This is a genomic window from bacterium, assembly GCA_004299235.1.
In the GTDB taxonomy this organism is placed as follows: domain Bacteria; phylum Chloroflexota; class Dormibacteria; order Dormibacterales; family Dormibacteraceae; genus SCQL01.
Map to the genome: position 1 here is coordinate 1 of SCQL01000061.1, position 1,753 is coordinate 1,753.

The 1,753-nt window shown below is 63.9% G+C and carries 2 protein-coding genes; one reads left to right on the plus strand and one right to left on the minus strand.

Annotated features, from left to right (window positions below):
• Positions 1 to 360: 360 nt before the first annotated feature.
• Positions 361 to 891 carry a hypothetical protein gene (locus EPN29_13940; GenBank protein ID TAN31170.1) on the minus strand — a complete coding sequence of 177 codons (531 nt, stop codon included), beginning with the start codon at positions 889 to 891 and terminating at the stop codon, positions 361 to 363.
• A gap of 628 nt (positions 892 to 1,519) precedes the next feature.
• On the opposite strand from EPN29_13940, the gene EPN29_13945 reads away from it, so the two are divergent.
• Positions 1,520 to 1,753 (plus strand): hypothetical protein (locus EPN29_13945; protein TAN31171.1); only part of this gene is annotated, 234 nt, incomplete at its 3' end.

A 1,753-nucleotide genomic window follows, 5' to 3' on the forward strand; every position in this document is an offset into this window, starting at 1 on the left:
GTCGGGTGTCGGGGAGGGCGGTGGGTGGGAAGTGACCGCGAGAGAGAGAGAGAGAGCTGGCGAGGCGCGGGTTGGCCTGAGCGAGTTCGAGTGACTCTGCCTGAGAGTTTGTAGCTCTGCTCTGTGTGCGAGTGCAAGTGACAGCAGTCGGCGGGCGCAGGTGACTGTCGAGTTGCAGCGAACTCGCGGGCGGAAGGAGCGGGAGCATCTCGACCGCCGCAGCGCACCTCGCTCATCGACCAGCAGGAGGATCTACACGACGGGGCTCTACGACCCAGAGAACATCACACACACGAACAAGCGCACGGCAGAGTCGTCGGTGAGGAGGAGAGGCGTGTTGAGCGGAGTCCGGACAGGAGGTCAGTCCATCGAGCAACGTCGACCTCGCTGTCGCTGTACGGCTTCTGCTGCGTACCAGTCGACGCCAAACGTCGTCAATAGCCTCACGGACGACGCACTGCAGTCGAGTGAGCCGCCCTGCGAGACCGCCTTGACACCCTCCTTCTCCTCCTCATCCTGCTGCGCCGGCCTCTCACGACGCAGCCTGCTGGCCTTCTGGCGCCGCCCCCTCGCAGCCGACGTCGCGCTTGACGTCGCTTCCGGTGCTCTCGACGTGCATTCCAGCAAACTGCGCACGCGAGCGAGATTGATCGCGTCGTGCGTGCGCGCGGAACCCCGGCGCTCCCGGACGTGAAGCAATCCTCTCTCGCCGTCGCGCTCGTCCTCGTCGCTGGTTTCTCTCCCTGGCTTGCCTGTTCGCTCCTTCATACACGCACACTCGCTTGACTCGTCCCCCGACACTGCCTTCCTTCCTTCCTTCCTACCTCCTCGATCGCGTCCCAGACGCGCCCTCTTCTCTCGGCAAACAACCTCGTCAAAGATGCGCTTCACAGCGACCCTGCTCGCCTGCTCAGCGCTGTTCGCTCAACTCGGACACGCGCACGACGTGCGGGACCAGCAGGTGAGGCAGAAGCGACACCACGATGCGTCGGCGGCGGCCAAGATCGAGAAGCGGTATCCGCCTGGGCGCGAGACGTTCATCCCGACTACGACGCCCGCGTACGCTCTGAGTACCTCTTCGGCCACTCCCGCGGCGACAAAGACCTCGTCGACCTCGTCCGGAAGCCAGACGACTCCTCCGCCTGGACAGTACACGACGGGGACGACTCGCGCGCATGTTGCGGCGACGACGACGACGCCTACGACCTGCGCACCGCCTTACATCGCCACGAGCATGATTACGGGGACTGGGACGCTCCCGAAACCTACGACGTTCGTTACCAAGGTCTACCGCTCGAACCAGTTGACACTCAACGGGTCGCCGTTCACCATCGTCGGTCCCAGTGCGTTCGCTCTCACGCTCTTCTGTCTGCTACGCGCTGACCTTGCGCGCGACAGACATCTTCTGGCTGTGCCAGGTTCGTTCGCACCCTGCAGATCCGCCTCCTCCTCCCGCTGACTCCTCGTCTCGCAGGGCCAAGACTACGGACCCCTCGGCTCGTACACCGACAAGTCGATGGTGCGCGAAGCACTCGCCATCGCCGTCGCCATGGGCGCCAACACCGCGAGTTTCCCCTTTCCCTCCCCCTCCACCGACGATCTCCTCCCTGACCTTGCCCGTGAACAGATCCGCGCCCTCTCGTGCGGTATCTCCACCGGCACATACAACAACTTGAACCCCTACAACCTCGAACCGACGTTCAACAACTTCGACTCTGCTGCCGTGCGTCTTGGCTCCCTCTCTCTCTCCCGT